The sequence below is a fragment of the Paenibacillus sp. FSL L8-0644 genome, assembly GCF_038008165.1.
Lineage (GTDB): Bacteria > Bacillota > Bacilli > Paenibacillales > Paenibacillaceae > Paenibacillus > Paenibacillus polymyxa_D.
In genome coordinates, this window is the sequence record NZ_JBBOYN010000001.1 from 3,941,341 (window position 1) to 3,959,072 (window position 17,732).

Sequence of the window (17,732 nt, forward strand, 5' to 3'; positions counted from 1 at the left end):
TGCGGCTTTTTTTTGTTTTTTAAATCTTTTTATGCAAGTATTTATGAATTTACTTGAAGAAGGGAACTACCCATTTATATGAATATACAACATACAACCGACTCGTCCTTGCATGAAGGACCATACAGCCATCTGATGAAGCTTCCGGCAGGTGATCTAACCGTCTATGCTTCTCAGCAACTTTTCTCCTCACTGGATTACAAAGTGTTCGAGATGGCTAATAACAATTTACAAATTCCAGGTATCCGCTATATGGGATACACACCAGATGTACATGTAGGCGTCGGAACCTGCATCGGTACGACTGCTGTATGGGGAATGGAGGATGGTTACGTATCTCCCTCCATCGTCGGCAGTGATATTGGCTGCGGCATGCGCGTACACCTGACCAATCTGCACAAGGATGCTTTGAAGGAAACCAAGCTGCGCCGTAAGCTGGTCAAAACCATCGACAAATATTTGCCCATGGAAGCCCACCAACGCGGGCATTATTCGGATATCCGACTGGAGCATATTGTACGCAAGGGTCTACACGGCTTACCCAACAAATATATTCCGGACAGCTACACTCCTAAGAAATCCACCTCACTCACCCATGTAGAGCACAGTAAGTTCTCCTTTGACGAGGAGGTGCTGAATCTTGTCGAAGACCGTACATGGCACCGGGCTCACCGACAGCTCGGCACACTGGGTGGAGGCAATCATTTCGTCGAAATTCAGGCGATTGAAATCGCGGAGGAAAACCGTGAAACAGCTGAAGCTTGGGGGATGTTCGACGGTCAGGTGGCTGTGATGATTCATTCTGGATCGCGGGCTTGGGGTGGAGCAGTCAGCCAGGCTAGTTCATCTGCCATTGCCAAGACGATGAGCCGTCTCGGACTCGGTACCTCTGACCCGAGACTGGTATTCGCACCGCTGGACCATCCCGAAGCTGCACATTATGTCGATATGATGTATTCGGCGCTGAATTATGCCGTGGTGAACCGACATCTCATCGCATACTCCGTGCGTGAAGCCTTTCGCGATGTCTTTGGTACAAAGTGCGAGTTGCGTACTTTGTACGATCTAATGCACAATTATGCTTGGGAGGAATCCCATCCGGATCACGGTAGTGTGTTTGTGCATCGTAAAGGTGCTACGCGTGCTCTTCCAGCAGGACACCCCGACAATCCGCGGCCTTATCAGGCGACAGGGCATCCGGCCCTGATTCCCGGCTCTATGGGAACAGCCTCTTATATTATGGTAGGCTTACCGGGCGGTCAGGATAACTTCCACTCCATTTGCCATGGAGCAGGCCGTATTCGTTCGCGTTCTGCGACCAAACGACTCGTCAGTGTGGACGATTTTGCAGGGGCCCTGGGTGTAGGGACAGACGACGAAATTGTGGTCAATCAGGCATCACTGGAAAGCATTATCGACGAATCTCCGCAAGCCTACAAAAATGTAGATGATATTATCGAAAGTGTCACCGGGGCAGGACTCGCAGTAGTTGTAGCCAAATGCAAGCCGCTAGCTGCCCTGAAAGGAGCCAAATAATTTGAGTATAGACATCCCAGCTATTTATGAATTTGATGAACGTACAGATGGACGCATTACCGGTTATGCCGCTTATGCCCGTCTGATCGACGGTATCAGTGAAGCACTCTATAACCGCTATGGCGTAAAATACGTGCTGTATGCCAGCGATGATCCCAATATTGAGTATTGGGATCTGCTGGAGGAGGATATTCGTTCAGGCAGTCCCGACCTGGAGCATGTGGCACGGGTCTTCGATCGTTTGGAGGAACGCACCATCCAGTATGACGATGACGGGCCGACTCCTGAATACGGCGTGCATCTGTCGATGCGTAATAATGTATTCGCCTATCCCAAGTGGGGCATCGCGCTGGCGCGAGTTCCCTTTTTCCGTGATAATGGCGTGTACAATGAAGATTACGTATTTGCGATAGGCGACCAGGAGCTGCAAGGCTTCCTCGCGGGAGTACGCGGTCGTGAACGTAAGCAGAATATGAAGCGTGTCACCGTGTTTACCGACACAAGCCGTGGACTTTCTCGGCAGGCAGAGCCGATAACCCGCGCAATTACGCGAGATGACGTGATTTTGAAAGCGGAAATCAAACGGGATATTTTCCGATCACTCGATCAGTTTTTTGAAGCGGATCGTACCTTCTATCAGACTTATAACATTCCTTACAAGCGCGGTATTCTACTATACGGCCATCCGGGCAACGGTAAAACAACACTTGTAAAATCAATTGCCAGCAGTGTACCGGGTCCGGCAGCCTACTGGCAAATTACGGAGTATACAACCAGTGAATCGGTCAAAGAGGTGTTCGAGGCGGCTACTCGCCTGGCTCCGATGGTGCTGGTCATTGAGGACATTGATTCCATGCCTCAGGAGGTGCGTTCTTTTTTCCTGAATACCCTCGACGGTGCTACATCCAAGGAGGGCATCTTCCTGATCGGAACGACCAATTATCCCGAAAAAATCGACCCGGGTCTGATGAACCGGGCAGGGCGTTTCGACCGGGCTTATGAAATCAGTTTGCCTGACGAAGCGCTGCGACTGGCATATCTCAAGTTGCGTAACTTCCTTGTTTTTGCAGGAGAAACGGGTACACAGAAGGCGGCAGCCATGACTGACGGGTTTTCGCTGGCACAGCTCGGAGAACTTTATGTCAGCACGGCTCTGGAGTGGCATGAGCAGGGAAAAGCCGATATTGAACTGATTATCAAAGGTATGCGAGGCGAGCTCGATAAGAGCCGTAAGCAGGACTGGCTAAAAAATGTGGCCGAAGGACGAGTCGGGTTCTTCTGATTTATCCTTTCATTGCCTTATCAAGAAATTTATGTTACGTTGATAAACAATAAAGTATCGAAAGGGTGACCTTAAGCCAATGATCTACTAATCCTATTCCACCAAAGAAAAAAATCGTAATCTTACGAATTTTCTGGATAGGATTAGTGTAGGCTTTTGGGTATTAACGATAAGAGCATTGCTTCTTTGACGGGAGCAGTGTATCTTCTTGTTCGTATGTCTGCCTCCTATCCAGAAACCAATGGATAAGGAGGTTTTTTGCATGAAAAGAATACTTGGGATTCTAATGATTAATATCTTCATTGTTATGGTGGGCGTGGGTTTAATTACCCCCATCCTGCCGGAACTGATCATTGAGTTTGGAGCCAGTGGGCGGGCAATCGGTTTATTGGTAGCAGCCTATGGCATAACGCAGTTCCTGCTCTCTCCCCTGACTGGACAGCTGTCTGATCGATATGGGAGAAAAGTTTTTATCCTCGTAGGTGTCATTGTTTTTGCTGTAGCTAAATTTATCTTTGCTATCGGAGATGAATTATGGATGCTGTATACCTCAAGACTTCTGGAAGGAATGGCAGCAGCCTTGATTGTTCCTCCTATGATGGCATATGTAGCGGATATTACAACAACCGAAGAACGCGCCAAAGGGAACAGCCTGCTCGCCGCAGCCATGTCATTCGGATTTGTTATTGGACCTGGATTGGGTGGTCTTCTTGCAGGATATGGAACGAGAGTGCCGCTTTACACAGCGACAGGTGCTGCTATAGCTGCTGTTATTTTTTCAGTGTTTTGTTTGCCTGAAAGTTTATCGAAAGAGCAAATGAAAGCAGCACGGGCAAGAATGATTCAGAAGGAATCTATTTATAAACAATACGCGAGATCATTGAAGTCAAAATATACAATGCTCTTTGTACTTGTCCTGGTGATGACCTTTGGACTCGCTAATTTTGAATCTGTTCTTGGTTTATATGTAACGAACCGCTTCCAATTCTCGCCGCAAAATATTGCTGTCATTCTGACCGCAGGTGCTGTGATCGGAGTCGGTATGCAAGCATTAGTTGTTGCTAAAATAATCAATAAGTTTGGTGAACAAAGAGTGATCAAAGGATCGCTTCTTTTCACCTCTGTTGCTTATATTTTATTTCTCTTAGCCAAAGATTTCTGGAGTATCTTCCTTGTCACTTCCCTTATTTTCTTTGCCACAGCTATGCTTCGTCCAGCTCTTAATACACAATTATCGAAGATGGCCGGGAATGAGCAAGGATATGTAGCTGGTATGAATAATGCCTATATGAGTGTTGGGAATATTTTAGGCCCTACTCTAGCGGGTTTTTTATTGGATGCAAATCTGTTCGCTCCATTTATAGCAGGCTGTTGTATTCTGTTGATTACTTTTTTGCTTACATTAAAAATGAAATAAAAGAGGACAACTGATGAGCAAAAGGCAGCTACGGGTGCAAGGCTTTATTTTTGAAATGCCCGGCTGTAGCTGCCTTTTATTCAGTCTAAACGCTTATTTTAATAAATACTGTATTTCCCTTTATTCCACTTCCCCGCTCAGACGATTCAAAAACTGAATAGCCCGTGGACTGGTGGGCTGTTCCAGAACCTCATGCGGCGTACCCTGCTCAACGATTACACCCTGATCCATCAAAATCACATGGTCCGCGACCTCGGCTGCAAACTTCATTTCATGGGTAACAATGACCATCGTCATCCCTTCGGCAGCCAGCTGTTTTATAACCTTGAGCACTTCGCCTACCAACTCGGGGTCAAGCGCGGAGGTCGGCTCGTCGAACAATAGTACCTCAGGTTCGACCGCCATTGCCCGGGCAATACCGACACGTTGCTGCTGTCCTCCTGATAACTGATGCGGATAGGATTCGGCTTTATCAGCCAACCCCACTTTTTTAAGCAACTCCAATGCACGTTTGCGCGCTTCGTCCTTGCTCTTTTTCTGAACCGTGACTTGTCCCTCCATCACATTTTGTGCTGCTGTCATATGTGGGAAAAGGTTGTAGGATTGAAACACCATCCCTGTCCGCTTGCGCAGCGCCAAAATATTTTCTTGCCGGAGCTTCGTTCCTTTCGCAAAATTCAGTGCAATATCCCCTACTTGAATCTCTCCTTGGTCAGGAATCTCCAGCAAATTTAAGCAGCGTAAAAACGTTGTTTTACCAGAACCGGAAGGACCGATGATAACAAGCACCTTCCCCTTACCCAACGTTACGTCAACACCCTTAAGCACTTCCAGCGAGCCGAACGATTTGTGTATATTCCGAATTTGGATCACCGGTACAATCTCCTTTATCTGACGGAAAAACGGCCTAGTCGCTTCTCCAGGTAATTTTGCAGCACAGTCAAAATAGTGCTAAACAGCAGATAAATAACCCCCGCCTCGGTATACACCAATAGCGGTTCGTATGTGGTAGCTACAATCTGGTTAGCCGTTCTGAACATTTCCACATAGGTGATGGTCGCAGCCAGTGAGGTATCCTTCACCAAGCTGATGAATGAATTAGCCAACGGAGGTACGGACACACGGGATGCTTGCGGTAGCACGATACGTCGCAATACTTGCCAGCGCGTCATCCCCAGGGAGTATCCCGCCTCCCATTGGCCTTCCTGAATAGATATGATAGCCGCACGTATAATTTCAGAGCTATAAGCCCCTACGCTGAGGGTAAAACCGATTACTGAAGCAATAAACGGGTCCAATGTAATACCTACGGAAGGTAAACCATAGAAAATAATATACAATTGCACCAGCAACGGAGTTCCTCGAATCACCCATACATAGAAGCCGAAAATCAGCTTGAGTATTCTCCATTTGGACAGACGGGCTAACGCTGTAATCAGCGCCAGCACGAGTCCCAGAGCAAAGGAGATAAGCGTGAGCGGAATCGTAAAAGAAACCCCTGCTTTTAGCAGAGGCAATAATGAATCCATAATGATTTGTATTTGGCGATCATCCATTGTACAGACATCCTTTGAAAAGATAGGTTTGAGAAGATTCAGTTCGCCTTGGCGAACGTTTGGTCTTCATTTATTATTTGGATACGTCGGCTCCAAAATATTTCTCGGAAATTTTCAGATACGTACCGTCAGCCTTCATATCAGCCAGCGCTTTGTTTACTTCCTTGATCAAATCTTCGCTGCCTTTATTGAATACAGCTGCGCTGTGTGAAGCATCTGGAGATTCGTCCACCTTTTTGATGGGTGCGTCTGGCTTTTGCTTTTTCAGATCGAGATAGGATAATCCATCATTGACGGTCGCATCCACCCGTTTGGAAGTGAGGAGGTCAATGGCTTGGTTAAATCCCTCTGTTGCCACAATTTCCGCACCGTTGCTTTTCGCGATTTGAGTCAGGTTGCTGGTCAGGGATTGCCCGGACTTTTTCCCTTTTAGATCAGCAAATTTATGGATGTCTGTATTGTCTTCGCTTACGATCAGAACTGCCTTGGAGACAATGTACGGATCGGAAAAATCATATTTTTGCTTGCGCTCGTCTGTAATGGATACTTCATTGAACACTGTGTCAAACCGCTTGGAGTTCAACCCTGCGAATATGCCGTCCCATTGCGTCTCGATAAACTCCGGTTGTACACCCAGGCGTTTGCTCACTTCAGTCGCAATATCGACATCGAAGCCCGTCAGTTTACCAGCAGCATCATGGTAGGTAAACGGAGCATAGGTGCCTTCCGTGCCAATTCTTAGCTTGCCGCTTGCTTTTACAGATTCAAGAGTAGCTGTAGCAGTGGTATCTGCTTTTCCATTATTAGATCCGTTTTCTCCGGTAGATGCATTATTGGTACTGGCGCCTTTATCGTTGTTCCCGCAGGCCGAAACCAGCAATGCCATCACGATGAGTACAATCGACAAAAAACTAAATTTTTTCATGGTATCCACACTCTTTCCCTTTTCTTGATAACCTAGCACGCGGCTGGTCATTGAATAGTACATCATTCATTTTCACGCGTCAATGCTTTTATCCAATAATCCCTATGAAAAAGGTAAGTTATATATTTTTGTGGCCTAAAGTTATTCTAGGTTGACTCTTTCATTGGCAGGTTATTCATTATAACTCCCCTCACAGCAACTTTTTCTGTACCCTCACGTTTGAGATTTCGTATAATAGGTTTTAATATGCAATTTAGAAATATGTACCGGAGTGTGATCATGGATACCCAGAATTCAACCTTATCCTCTACTTCACCTGAAGGCAGTCCCTCGGCCTGGGCTACCTTCACTTCACCCTTAAAACAATCCAAAGCGTTCACCTTGTTGTGGCTTGGACATTGGATCGCAATGTTGGGGAGCTCAGTCACCACAGTCATTTTGCCACTGGTTATCTATTCCCTAACAGGCTCGACTACTATCATGGGACTGGCGATGACGGTTTATATGCTGCCTAACGTACTTATTCTGCCTTTCGCAGGCATGATTGTGGACAGAATTGACCGAATCCGTCTCCTTCTGTTTACGAATATCGCCCGGTTTGGGCTGATGTTCATTGCGGCCGTGCTGATGTTTACGGGCGGGATGAAATTGCCGTTTCTATTCGTTGGCCTAGCGTTATACGGATTGATGGACGGTATCTTTAATCCCGCTTATTCTGCCTTACGTGCACAGGTGTTCACACCGGACATACGCAATGCAGCCAACGCGCTTAGCCAGATTAGTATACAAGCCGTCCGTCTACTTGGTCCTCCGTTAGGAGGCTTCATTGTATCTTTTTCCTCACCGGGTGTGGGCTTTGGGCTGGATTCTATCGCTTATCTGATATCTTTTGCCTGTTTTTGGATGCTGAGCGCTCATTTGGCCTCCATCATCGGCAAAGGTCAGGTAGATCCAGAACAGCAAGATCAGGGGGGACAGCATTTTCTCAAGGATTTTATCGCAGGCTTTACCATTCTCAAAAGCCATCCTTGGCTATGGATTACGATTCTTGCCTTTTCATTCATTAATATTTGTTATTCAGGCATTATCGCTGTACTCATTCCATGGCTGTTCAAGGTTCATCATGGCTACAATCCAGTCGTATATGGCATTGCGATGGCAAGTAGCGGTATTGGCGCCATGTTGGGGGCCTTTGTGTATGGATCACGCAAGCATTGGAAGCATCGTGGCCTGCTCGCTTACTTAGGAGCTTTTGTCAGCGGTCTTGCTTTACTACTGTTGTCTGTAGTCACTTGGATGCCAGGACTGATTATGAGCATGATGCTCGAAGGGTTTGGCATTATGATATTTGCGATTATCTGGGAGACGAGCCTTCAGGAATTAGTCCCAGCCGAGTCTTTTGGACGTGTAGCTAGTCTGGATCTAATGTTTTCCTTTGCCCTACTCCCTGTCGGCTATCTGGCAGTAGGTGCTGTGGCGGATAAGCTTGGTGGTATGTTCACCATGGGTATGTTTGCAACCATCGGCATGTGTATCGTGCTAGGCGTTCTGAGTGTTCCTCATATCAGGCGTTTTCAATAGGACTTTTCCTCAAAAAAAAGCTGCTCCCACAGGTTCATTTGCGAACCTTGCGGAAGCAGCTTCTTTCCATTTTAGCCTTGTGCCCCATAGGGGCTAGTCTATTCAATGATTCGTAAAGTTAGCCTCTAGTCCGTCCAACGGAACGGAAGATCAAGCTTACAATCACGACCAGCACAATCGCACCAATTAATGCAGGAACGATGTAGAATGATCCGATTTCAGGACCCCAGTTTCCCAGAATCAAGCTACCCAACCATGCGCCGATAAAACCAGCGATGATGTTACCTATCACGCCACCCGGAACATCACGACCTGCAATAATTCCTGCCAACCAACCAATAATACCACCAACAATCAATGCCCATAACCAACTCATTTTGCGTCACCTCGTTTAAGTTTTTATCGTTGTGTTCTATTATTAACCACTCGAACTCCTTTTGAACACACAAAAGACGATTGGTTAATATTACCACAGTATGGAACACTGATTTAGGGACTTGATACCATCTTACGTGCCTCTACGACTATTTATACCCCTTGTGTGAAAAGTGTGTCTCATATGCGTTTATCCTTGTATTCCTGCTTTTTTTGTGCCATCCTCACATTATGGCTTCATCAATGTCACTTCATGCATAAGTTACAAAAATAACAGATTATTAAGGAGTGACCCCAACTGGAGTGTCGAGTAGGATGTGCCGCGTGCTGCATTGCCATTACGATTTCTTCCCCTATTCCCGGCATGCCAGATGGAAAACCAGCTGGTGTTCCTTGCCCTCAGCTAACTTCCGATTACCGTTGCCGATTGTTTGGCAAACCTGAGCGCCCAGTTGTATGCAGTGGGTTCCATGCTGATGAGGATACGTGCGGAAGCACTAATGAAAGAGCATATCAGCTACTGAGAGAGCTAGAGGAGTCAACTTTACCGGGTAAAACTTAAGGAGAAGTTCATTCTATATGAAGGAGAATTTTGATTATGAATGTTATTGAAAAAAGAATTGCCGAATTGAAGCAATATCGACCCGATCTTACCGCCCCGAAGGATATAGATTTATTCTGGGCCAAAACACTGGAAGAAGTCCACGCCAAACCTGTACATGCGTTCAAAACTCTCGTAGAAACACCATATCCTCATATCCTTGCCTACCGGGTTACTTTTGAGGGTGTCGATGATACGCCTCTGCATGCCTGGTATGTACGCCCCCGATTTGCCGGAGATCAAAAGCTGCCATGTATCGTTCTGTTTCATGGCTATACAGGCGGAAAAGGCTATCCTGAAGATTATTCCTCCTGGCTTATGCTTGGCTTTGCTGTATTGGCAGTAGATGTACGTGGTCAAGGTGGAGAAACGGGAGACCGTCTGGGTGATGCTCATGGTACGGTTAAAGGCTGGGTAACGAAAGGAATATTGGACAAAGATACCTGCTACTACAAAACGATTACAACTGATGCCCTTAGAGCCGTAGATTGGGTAGCGGAGCAGTCGGATGTCGATTCGGCTAAAATCGCAATCAGTGGCGCCAGTCAGGGCGGCGGACTTTCATTAATGGTGGCTGCGCTCAGCGATAAAGCTGCTATTACAGTAGCGGATATCCCCAATATGTGTCATATGGATTTTGGTATGATGAATTCTACCAGTTCGCTGACGGAAGCAGCTGAATTTGCTAACCGATTTCCGGAGCATTTGGAGCAGGTGCTACATACATTAAGTTATTTTGACGTGATGAATCTTGCTCATCGTATTCGTATCCCGATCATGGTATCGGTAGGGTTCAAGGATACTGTGTGTATGCCAGAGACGATTTTCGCCGCTTATAACCGTATTGAATCACCGAAAACGATTGAAATTTATCCGTTTACCGGACATTGGGTTGAAGGCTTTCAAAGACGTAAAACAGTTGAATTTTTAGTGCAGCATTTTTCATAATTCCTCCGGTGCACAAAAAAAGAACACCACGCATCAACCTGCGTAATGTTCTTTTCTGCTGCATCGGGGCCAGTCCCGCTTACGCCAGACAAACTCCTCGACAACTCACACAAAACAAAACTTCTAAGATTACGATGCAGCTCGCTGTTCTGCTGCCGAATCCCCTGTCCATTTTCGCACCCAAACAAAATCCATAATCATCAGACCAAACGGAATGAAGGAGGCAAACATAATAAAAAGAGGCCGCCGTATAGACCAATGCAGTGCTGTTTTCCCATAGATCAAAGCAACGAGGAGCAACAAAAAGCTCACCCGGTATATGTTACCAATCACCATAACCGCCTGGGCCATGCCCGCTGCTTGCAGCGGCTGGTGGGTGAATAGTATCGCCAAATAAGCTATAGCTTGAATCCAGAGCATGAGTCGGACACGCCCTAAAGGTGTTCTTAACACAATTTCAATCCCCTCTCCATTAGCAAGGATGTACTCTCATCCTTTACACATCCTTTATTATAACGAAAAGGTCCCCAAACTCCAACCTATCCATTTTGAATTTTGACCTAGTGAGTTGTGTCTGATAGAGTTGTGTAAGAGGTGATTATAAATGCTTAAACTGGGTATACTGGACCAGTCTCATATTCCTGAAGGCGGTACTGCTCAGGATGCATTATCCAATACAACAGATTTAGCCCGCGAAGCTGACCAACTGGGGTACAGCCGTTATTGGGTATCCGAACATCATGCTTCCAAAACACTAGCGCATTCCAGCCCTGAGGTGCTGATTGCGCATTTGGCTGCTCACACATCACGCATACGTGTGGGTTCAGGCGGTATTATGCTGCCACACTATAGCGCGTATAAAGTCGCCGAAAACTTCCGTTTGCTGGAGGCACTCCATCCAGGACGTATCGACCTGGGAATAGGGCGGGCTCCCGGCGGTTTACCGCTTGCTACTCGCGCCCTGCAGGAAGGCAAGTACCAATCTGTCGAACAATATCCACAGCAGATTCTCGATTTAATCGACTACTTCCATGATTCGGTGCCTGACAATCATCAGTTTGCCGGTCTTCATGCCTCCCCAATGATATCGACCGTTCCTGAATTATGGTTGCTCGGCTCCAGCGGAGAGAGCGCCCGATTGGCCGCGATGATGGGGGCCTCCTATGCCTTTGCCCAATTTTTCGGGACTCCAGGCGGTGTAGAAGCTACTGCACGTTACCACGAGCAATTTCAGCCTTCGATCCTGGGTGATAAGCCCCATTCCATGGCGGCAGTTACGGTGGCCTGCGCTGAAACCGAAGAAGAAGCTGAGCAGCTGGCGTCCAGTGCTAGTTTGTATTTCCTTTTGCTCATGCAAGGTAAAGAAATGAGTTCTCTTCCGTCGGTGAAAACAGCAATGGCCTATCCATACACAGAGTTGGATCGTGAGCGGCTGCGTCAGTCCGCAGCATGGCGTGTTGTTGGTACCCCTGAACAGTGTAAGGAACAGCTACTAAGACTGGCTGAGCAGTATCGTACCGATGAGTTACTGGTCGTTTCATCCATTCATGACTTTGATAAACGTGTTCAGTCCTACCGTCTGCTGGCCAAAGCTTTTGATTTGGTATAGACAGCCGTTGAACGGAGGCTGAGCTTCAGAAACATAAAAAACCCCCGCCAGCCTATAATGGCAACAGCGGGGGTTTGTCGTAGAGAAGGGTTCATTGGAACCAACCCATCTACACTATGGAAGTAATTCAAGCACTACAAAAGTCTAACACCATATGGTACTTTGGTAGTATACACATCGAAACTAAAGTTCCAGTTGTTACCTCCTAAAGTTCCAGTTCGTATATACCAAAGGCGCATATTCTATACTCCAAACCTTGGAAAAATTGCACCCAAAAGTCCCATTCTTTACTCATTCCGATAAAGTTAATAACGGTTAAATTCTAAGGTTCCTAAGGTTCTATACCCCAAACCAGCTTACCCTGCTGATATACAGTGCCATGGTCCCAGTCTGCAAATGCTTTTTGGGTAGCACCATAGGAGTAATCGTTGGTCTCATCAAAATTGCTCCAATTTGCAGCATGAATACGGGGTTGAATTTCTCCGCTTTCCCCACCGGGCTGAATCGTTCCGGCTCCATCTGTGAAAGAAATCTCCACATATTTATCAGCCTTGGCCTTTGGATTCGGCAATGTTACAAAAGTTGCTTTTACCTTCTCATTGCCAATCCTGGCCCAGTCTACAAAAAACTGCTGAGCTTGTTTGCTTTCATCTGTGTAATAGTAGCGAATTTTTAGATCGCTCAACTTCACAGCTGTTTTCCCTTTATTTTTGATATTAAATTCAGGACGGATTGCGTTATCCTTGGCATTTGTGTCACCGGTGCGATACTGTAGCACAATTCCTTGATCGTTACTGCCTGGTGTACTTCCTCCGTTGTCGTTATCGCCGCCGTTGTTGCCACCACCGTTATTACCGCCAGTGTTGCCATCTCCGCCGTTATCCCCACCGTTGTTTCCGCCTCCACCAATGTTGCTGGAGCCTTCCAGAATCGCCTGTTTTACGAATTTTCCAGAAGCGGACAATTGTGAATCAGGCCATCCGCCCTTACGGTCAGCACCAGACATCAGCGCAGCAGAGGTCTCATTTTTATCTGACAGCGACCAGTTAGTCCAACTGATTCCACGGCTAGCCAGAAAATCAGTCCATACTTTGGATTCATTCAGGAACGGACCACCGTTACCCGAAGCATCGCTTGTACCCCACTCGGTAGCAAATATGCCCACGCCTTTGTTCAGTGCATAATCGACCCGATCGCGCAAGAATTGTCCATGCGTACCCGCATAGAAATGTACGGTATACATTGTATTCTTGTCTGGAAGTGGATGGTCTGCTGCATCATGTACATCCTGACTCCATGTGCCTGTTCCTACAATAATAATATTGTCCGGGTCCTTAGCGCGAATAACCTGAGATACCTCAGACGCATAAGGTCGGATTTGATTGTTCCAGTTCACATTTCCATTCGGCTCATTGGCAAGTTCATAGATTACGTTAGGTAAATGGCCGTACTGAGTTGAAAATTCATTAAAGAAAGCTTTGGCTTCATTTTTATGAATGTTCGGATCGCCATCTGAAAGAATGTGCCAGTCGATAATGACGTACAAGCCCAGTTTCTGTGCTACCTCAATCGCTTCTTTCACTTTATTTTTCAAAGAAGGATTGGCGATATAACCACCTTCTTCAGTGTACAGTGCAACCCGAAATACGGAAATGCCCCAATCGTCCCGTAGCCATTTCATAGAGTCCTGATTTACCAGATCCCCAAACCATTGGACGCCGTGAGAGCTAATACCTTTGAGTTGCACAGGTTTACCGTTTTTATCCACCAATTTACCATTCTTTACTGAAAGTTGTCCGTAACGTTCCACAGGTGTCGTCCCAGCAGCCTCTGCTGTTTGCGTATTCCAGTTGAATCCGTTCGTTAACGTTAATAGTAATACTGCTGTTAGCATCACCGCTACTCTTTTTGCGATCCTTGACAGGATCCATTGCCCATTCATCATTTACACATTCCTTCCTTTTTATAAAGTAGATGAGACTTATCAGTACGTTGTTCTCTGCTCTTTTACCCCCTCCTTTATACAACAAGAGGATCAGGTCCAAACATCGATGTCACTTACCTGTATATGGATGATACTACTATTATAGTTAGTTCCATGTTACATTTCGACTTTATGATAGAAAATGAACAGGAAGTCACGGTTTTGGGATGTGTTCTACTTGGTTGGCTACTATGGAGTACTAAAGGGACAAAAGACTCATTTACTAATTGCAAAATTCGGAGAATTTTAGTTATTTTAATAAAAAAAGACCGCTTCCCGTGCCTTGGCTCGGTAGCAGTCTTATAGATGATCTTATATGTGATCGAATAATGTTACAAATATCGTCTTAACGTATGATCTCCCTATTACCCCTGAGCAGTTGCTTGAGGTTCTTTGGTCGTCTGATCTTTCTTCATATCGCCGCCATCCGTCGCTTGCTCTGTCAGTACAGTCTCAGATGAGTTACCTATTACCTTGTCAATAAGTTGCAGCCAAGGTTCTTCACTACCTCCACAGCTCTCAATATCACCGAGCAGGGACTCTAGCGTGGTTCCTTCTTCTGGCAAATCAATAACTAAACTGTCTTCGTCAACTTGGATGGTGCAGCAGGTTTTCATTGTAAATCCCTCGCTTAATTCATATTTGAGCATGCAGTAAGCTAGCTCAGATGGGATGAACTCCCATGGATTCCGGGATAAGCCCGTTGAATCCGTCTGAAATTATAAACCTAATGCACATCAATTGCAATGAACAAACCTTGAATTTTTAAGAATTAGCGAGTGGTACGGGCAGGAATGGAAATCTAAACGAAGTGTTCGTGCCAGTAATTTTGGATTTATAGAAAATCAGTTCAAACAATCAGCAAGCTCCGTAAAAATCACACCAAGCGCATAAGCCCCCGCGTCTGGATAACCAAGGCTTCTCTCTCCTACCGTTCCGGCACGGCCCATACGCGCCACGATGTCTTCCGTCTTTTTGGCCCCTAATACAGCGGCTTGAGCACCACTTACAAAGGCTGTCTTCACGTCAAAATCTAATTTTGCGCTCTCCAACCAGCTATCTGCACATGGCACTAATGCATCAATAAGCGTTTTATCGCCAACAACGGCTCCTCTGCCGAAAGAACGTTCGCCTGTTGATTGTATGCCTTGCACCGCAGCCTGCATCATATCTGCGAATTCGGAAACGGTGAGTTCGGTTCGTTCGCCAGCAGATCGTGCCGCTGCGCGAAATGCTGAGCCCCAGATCGGACCCGAAGCGCCACCGCAGTATTCCATGATGACGAGCGAGCATGAATGAAGAAAGGCTCCCATCGTCAAAGAGTCTTGATTCAGGATGTCTCTCCATTCCCGTTTCAGCTGACGAAATCCCTTAGCAACGCTCATGCCAAAGTCGCCGTCGCCTGCATGAGCGTCAAGATCGCAGAAAGGTACCTCATTCTTGATGATAACCTCACTCATCTTATCGACTAGGTAGGTAAGATTGTTCAACGTAATTTTGTTGTTTTCAATAACTGCGAAGGCAGGGTCCGTTTCTACCTCAAAGGATATTTGCCGCTTTTCGTCTGCTACAGTTGAAATATCCGTGAATACGACATGATCAACAGGTCCAGCCACCTTGAACGCAGGCGCGTTGCTTTCATGAGAGAGGAGCGTTTTCAGTTCCTTGTCCAGCTTCATGATGGAAACCGAGATACCTGCCATATCGATACTCGTCATATAATTGTTGACAAAAGTACGATCAATCTTGACCCCCTTCGCTGCTAGTTCGCGAGTGACCGAATGGTTGAAGAGGTACAGTTCTTGCAGAGGCGTACCGCCGAAACCATTGATCAACAGGGCGATTTCTCCGCTGAATCCAGTTTCGATCTGCATGTCTCGAAGGAGATCGGTTACCATTCTGGCTGCCAGCGTATCTGCATCCGTCAGCTTCTCGCGGCTGGTCCCAGGCTCGCCGTGAATGCCAACACCGTACTCGATTTCATCATGCCCGAGCTCTAATGTTGGCGTGCCCTTCGCCGGCACGGTACACGAAGTCAATGCGAATCCGATACTGCGTACATTCGCAGCGGCTTTCTCGGCTACTGCTTTAACTTCCGCCAGACTCCGGCCCTCTTCCGCCGCTGCACCCGCGATCTTGTGGACGAGTACCGTTCCCGCCACTCCGCGCCGTCCGACTGTATATAGGCTGTCTTCTACCGCGATGTCGTCCTCAACCTTTACATAGTCCACTTCCAGACCGTCTTCAGTGGCCAGATGGGCGCCGTTTCTAAAGTTCATAATATCGCCGCTGTAATTTTTGATAATCAGCAGCGCACCTTTTTTCCCGGTCGTCGCTCGGATGGCCTGATATACTTGAATTTGTGAGGGAGAGGCGAAGACATCACCGCAGACCGCGGCATCGAGCATCCCTTGGCCAACGAAGCCGGCGTGGGCGGGTTCATGCCCGCTGCCACCGCCGCTGATGAGCGTTACTTTCTCCGCGTTCAATTCCTTTTTCTTGAGCACTTTGTATTTTGGCAGAAATTCCAACTCAGGATGCGCGAGCGCAATACCACTGCACATCTCAAGGACCAAATTTTCCGCACGGTTGATGACCTTTTTCATGCTACTTTACCTCCGCTTTGTACTGGCTCCCGATACGGTTGGCCGCAGCGATTGCCGCTGCAACCTGCTCCACTGTGACCGGAAACGGCATGGAATGAATCGATTCCTCCAAAATGCAGGCCTTTGCAGCTACTTCCATAAGTTCTTCCTGACTGATATGATCGACGCCGATATCAGCCAAGCAGACCGGTAAACCGACGGCTAAACAGAAATCAAGTACCTGATGTAATTCTTCCGTCGGTGCGTTTTCGAGCACCAGCTGTGCGATCGTGCCGAATGCAACTTTCTCTCCATGATAATAATGATGCGTGCCTTCCAAAATCGTGAGTCCATCATGAATCGCATGGGCCGCCGCAAGTCCACCGCTCTCGAAGCCGAGGCCTGAGAGTAAAATATTAGTTTCAATGATATTTTCGAGTGCTTGCGTAACCTGGTTTTCATCACATGCCGCTTTTGCTTTGGCACCGTCTTTCAACAGCATTTCATAGCATAGCGTTGCAAGTGCAATCGCCGCATTTGTGCCTACTGCTGGCGCACACTGTCCTTCGCGTACTCCATTAGGCAGTCCGGCATTGACCCTGGAGTAAGAACGGGAGGTCGCACGGGCTTCAAAGTAAGTTGACAGTGCATCACCCATACCTGACACAAGGAATCGGGTTGGTGCATTGGCAATTACGGTGGTATCGACTAATACGACACTCGGACTTTGCCTAAAATAGGCGTAATCGTCGAAAGCACCTTCCGGAGTGTACAGAACGGCCGAGTGACTTGTCGGTGCATCTGTCGCAGCAATCGTCGGACAGATGATAAGCGCTTCCCCTTGAGCTACGCATTTCGCCGCGTCGATCGCTTTCCCGCCGCCAAGACCTACGATACAATCGCATCCGCTTGCAGTAGCAATTTCCTGAAGTCTGGATACTTCCTGTCTGGAACACTCACCCATAAAACCGCTTTCAATAAAAGTCACGTTATATTTACCCAAAGTGGAATCAAGTTTATCTTTTACCCGCGCCACGTCGGCAGGATGCGCAATCAGTAAAGCGGATTTGCCGAAGGTGCTCACATAGTAACCCAAATTCAACAATTCATTTTCACCTTGTACATATTTGCTTGGGCTGATAAAAGCTTTTCTCATCTATAATTCCTCCTTATGATTGTGTTGGCTTCGTTCTGATTAAAACTATAACCGAACCATGTAAACTTTACATTGGAGGAATCAAGGAATATATTATAATCTACAATCGTATTTTTTTGCACTAAGGATCACGAATTGTACTTTTTTGTTATCGCTTACAGGATAATTTACTATTAA

General features: G+C 46.7%; 16 protein-coding genes. 7 read left to right on the top strand and 9 right to left on the bottom strand.

Annotation, left to right across the window (positions count from 1 at the left end; all coding sequences use genetic code 11):
• Positions 1-78 precede the first annotated feature (78 nt).
• The 3 genes from NSS94_RS17875 (at position 79) to NSS94_RS17885 (ending at position 4,235) form a co-directional block, all read left to right on the top strand.
• Complete coding sequence (locus tag NSS94_RS17875; protein ID WP_341039815.1) at positions 79-1,536, top strand: RtcB family protein; 1,458 nt, start codon at positions 79-81, stop codon at positions 1,534-1,536.
• Between the two features lies 1 nt (position 1,537).
• A complete protein-coding gene (locus tag NSS94_RS17880) occupies positions 1,538-2,818 on the top strand; it encodes an AAA family ATPase (RefSeq protein ID WP_029515648.1) in 1,281 nt (426 codons plus the stop codon).
• A 262-nt stretch (positions 2,819-3,080) separates the two neighbouring features.
• On the top strand, positions 3,081-4,235 hold the full coding sequence (locus tag NSS94_RS17885) for an MFS transporter (RefSeq protein ID WP_069012512.1): 1,155 nt from the start codon (positions 3,081-3,083) through the stop codon (positions 4,233-4,235).
• Between the two features lie 120 nt (positions 4,236-4,355).
• Here the strand turns inward: NSS94_RS17885 and NSS94_RS17890 are convergent, their stop codons facing one another.
• The 3 genes from NSS94_RS17890 to NSS94_RS17900 all read right to left on the bottom strand — a co-directional run bounded on the left by NSS94_RS17890 (position 4,356) and on the right by NSS94_RS17900 (position 6,716).
• Positions 4,356-5,108 carry an amino acid ABC transporter ATP-binding protein gene (locus NSS94_RS17890; protein WP_340886171.1) on the bottom strand — a complete coding sequence of 251 codons (753 nt, stop codon included), beginning with the start codon at positions 5,106-5,108 and terminating at the stop codon, positions 4,356-4,358.
• A gap of 14 nt (positions 5,109-5,122) precedes the next feature.
• Positions 5,123-5,791 carry an amino acid ABC transporter permease gene (locus NSS94_RS17895; protein WP_029515651.1) on the bottom strand — a complete coding sequence of 223 codons (669 nt, stop codon included), beginning with the start codon at positions 5,789-5,791 and terminating at the stop codon, positions 5,123-5,125.
• Positions 5,792-5,864: 73 nt separating this feature from the next.
• Positions 5,865-6,716 (bottom strand): amino acid ABC transporter substrate-binding protein, encoded by an 852-nt coding sequence (locus NSS94_RS17900; protein ID WP_341039817.1) that lies wholly within the window; start codon positions 6,714-6,716, stop codon positions 5,865-5,867.
• Between the two features lie 279 nt (positions 6,717-6,995).
• Here NSS94_RS17900 and NSS94_RS17905 point away from each other — a divergent pair, with 279 nt between their 5' ends.
• Positions 6,996-8,297, top strand: a complete 1,302-nt coding sequence (locus tag NSS94_RS17905) for an MFS transporter (RefSeq protein WP_069012509.1) — start codon at positions 6,996-6,998, stop codon at positions 8,295-8,297.
• 118 nt (positions 8,298-8,415) lie between these two features.
• Here NSS94_RS17905 and NSS94_RS17910 read toward each other — a convergent pair whose 3' ends face one another.
• Positions 8,416-8,673: a GlsB/YeaQ/YmgE family stress response membrane protein gene (locus tag NSS94_RS17910; protein ID WP_013311445.1), complete on the bottom strand. Its 258-nt coding sequence runs from the start codon at positions 8,671-8,673 to the stop codon at positions 8,416-8,418.
• 297 nt (positions 8,674-8,970) lie between these two features.
• Here NSS94_RS17910 and NSS94_RS17915 point away from each other — a divergent pair, with 297 nt between their 5' ends.
• Both NSS94_RS17915 and NSS94_RS17920 read left to right on the top strand, forming a co-directional pair.
• Entirely contained in the window at positions 8,971-9,234 is a 264-nt protein-coding gene (locus NSS94_RS17915; protein ID WP_238437904.1) for a YkgJ family cysteine cluster protein, read from the top strand.
• Positions 9,235-9,270: 36 nt separating this feature from the next.
• Positions 9,271-10,221: an acetylxylan esterase gene (locus NSS94_RS17920; RefSeq protein ID WP_069012508.1), complete on the top strand. Its 951-nt coding sequence runs from the start codon at positions 9,271-9,273 to the stop codon at positions 10,219-10,221.
• Between the two features lie 129 nt (positions 10,222-10,350).
• Here NSS94_RS17920 and NSS94_RS17925 read toward each other — a convergent pair whose 3' ends face one another.
• The gene (locus NSS94_RS17925; protein WP_029515655.1) at positions 10,351-10,674 is read right to left on the bottom strand and encodes a DUF3817 domain-containing protein; all 324 of its coding nucleotides are present in this window, start codon (positions 10,672-10,674) and stop codon (positions 10,351-10,353) included.
• Between the two features lie 151 nt (positions 10,675-10,825).
• Here NSS94_RS17925 and NSS94_RS17930 point away from each other — a divergent pair, with 151 nt between their 5' ends.
• A complete protein-coding gene (locus tag NSS94_RS17930; protein WP_341039819.1) occupies positions 10,826-11,830 on the top strand; it encodes an LLM class flavin-dependent oxidoreductase in 1,005 nt (334 codons plus the stop codon).
• Between the two features lie 331 nt (positions 11,831-12,161).
• On the opposite strand, the gene NSS94_RS17935 is transcribed toward NSS94_RS17930, so the two are convergent.
• The 4 genes from NSS94_RS17935 to NSS94_RS17950 all read right to left on the bottom strand — a co-directional run bounded on the left by NSS94_RS17935 (position 12,162) and on the right by NSS94_RS17950 (position 17,555).
• Complete coding sequence (locus NSS94_RS17935) at positions 12,162-13,775, bottom strand: cellulase family glycosylhydrolase (protein WP_340886173.1); 1,614 nt, start codon at positions 13,773-13,775, stop codon at positions 12,162-12,164.
• Positions 13,776-14,179: 404 nt separating this feature from the next.
• Positions 14,180-14,431 carry a hypothetical protein gene (locus NSS94_RS17940; protein ID WP_039273050.1) on the bottom strand — a complete coding sequence of 84 codons (252 nt, stop codon included), beginning with the start codon at positions 14,429-14,431 and terminating at the stop codon, positions 14,180-14,182.
• A gap of 228 nt (positions 14,432-14,659) precedes the next feature.
• Entirely contained in the window at positions 14,660-16,420 is a 1,761-nt protein-coding gene (gene dhaK, locus NSS94_RS17945) for a dihydroxyacetone kinase subunit DhaK (RefSeq protein ID WP_341039821.1), read from the bottom strand.
• Between the two features lies 1 nt (position 16,421).
• Complete coding sequence (locus NSS94_RS17950) at positions 16,422-17,555, bottom strand: glycerol dehydrogenase (protein ID WP_341039822.1); 1,134 nt, start codon at positions 17,553-17,555, stop codon at positions 16,422-16,424.
• Between the last annotated feature and the right edge of the window lie 177 nt (positions 17,556-17,732).

Bases quoted from the DNA above. Each gene is read 5' to 3' on its own strand.
- dhaK (WP_341039821.1), bottom strand. From the start codon at position 16,420: ATGAAAAAGGTCATCAACCGTGCGGAAAATTTGGTCCTTGAGATGTGC.
- NSS94_RS17935 (WP_340886173.1), bottom strand. From the start codon at position 13,775: ATGATGAATGGGCAATGGATCCTGTCAAGGATCGCAAAAAGAGTAGCG.
- NSS94_RS17920 (WP_069012508.1), top strand. From the start codon at position 9,271: ATGAATGTTATTGAAAAAAGAATTGCCGAATTGAAGCAATATCGACCC.
- NSS94_RS17950 (WP_341039822.1), bottom strand. From the start codon at position 17,555: ATGAGAAAAGCTTTTATCAGCCCAAGCAAATATGTACAAGGTGAAAAT.
- NSS94_RS17930 (WP_341039819.1), top strand. From the start codon at position 10,826: ATGCTTAAACTGGGTATACTGGACCAGTCTCATATTCCTGAAGGCGGT.
- NSS94_RS17905 (WP_069012509.1), top strand. From the start codon at position 6,996: ATGGATACCCAGAATTCAACCTTATCCTCTACTTCACCTGAAGGCAGT.
- NSS94_RS17910 (WP_013311445.1), bottom strand. From the start codon at position 8,673: ATGAGTTGGTTATGGGCATTGATTGTTGGTGGTATTATTGGTTGGTTG.
- NSS94_RS17885 (WP_069012512.1), top strand. From the start codon at position 3,081: ATGAAAAGAATACTTGGGATTCTAATGATTAATATCTTCATTGTTATG.
- NSS94_RS17940 (WP_039273050.1), bottom strand. From the start codon at position 14,431: ATGAAAACCTGCTGCACCATCCAAGTTGACGAAGACAGTTTAGTTATT.
- NSS94_RS17875 (WP_341039815.1), top strand. From the start codon at position 79: ATGAATATACAACATACAACCGACTCGTCCTTGCATGAAGGACCATAC.
- NSS94_RS17895 (WP_029515651.1), bottom strand. From the start codon at position 5,791: ATGGATGATCGCCAAATACAAATCATTATGGATTCATTATTGCCTCTG.
- NSS94_RS17900 (WP_341039817.1), bottom strand. From the start codon at position 6,716: ATGAAAAAATTTAGTTTTTTGTCGATTGTACTCATCGTGATGGCATTG.